1 protein-coding gene is annotated in these 438 nt (G+C 56.3%); it reads right to left on the bottom strand.

Features of this window, described 5'->3' with window-relative positions; all coding sequences use genetic code 11:
• Positions 1 to 40: 40 nt before the first annotated feature.
• Entirely contained in the window at positions 41 to 400 is a 360-nt protein-coding gene (locus AC1DF0_RS32335; RefSeq protein WP_477577677.1) for a DUF6124 family protein, read from the bottom strand.
• Positions 401 to 438: the final 38 nt, after the last annotated feature.

Raw genomic sequence — 438 nt, forward strand, 5'->3', positions numbered from 1 at the left:
GTGCGGCGWTCCGACAAGCYCCCTCGCCACAATGGGTCACTCAGTTCTGAGGATCGAGGTTATCCAGCACCCGGTTCACCGCCAACTCCCCAAGCATGACCACCGATTGAATCCCCAACATCACATTGCGATGTGGCATGTCCATCAACCCGACGAACTCACTGAGCATCATGCTCGCTGACGCCAGGGATTCGCAGGCGTTGACCAGCAGKGTTTCGTTATCGACCTTCGCACCCACATGGTAAATGGTRCTGRGTTTGCGCTTGGTGGCTTTGGGGRTGGGTGGTTTGAGGTARTGGTAGAGGGCGCGGTCGGCGGCTTCGTGGAGTTTTTTGGAATCGAGGGATTCGTAGGGGGARACGTCGTCGGGTGCTGGTGGATTAGGTGTTGGTTTGAACATGGATAAAGCCTCCTAGAGTCATGGAGCCACCACTGTTC

It is taken from the genome of Paenibacillus sp. 05T425 (assembly GCF_056396205.1).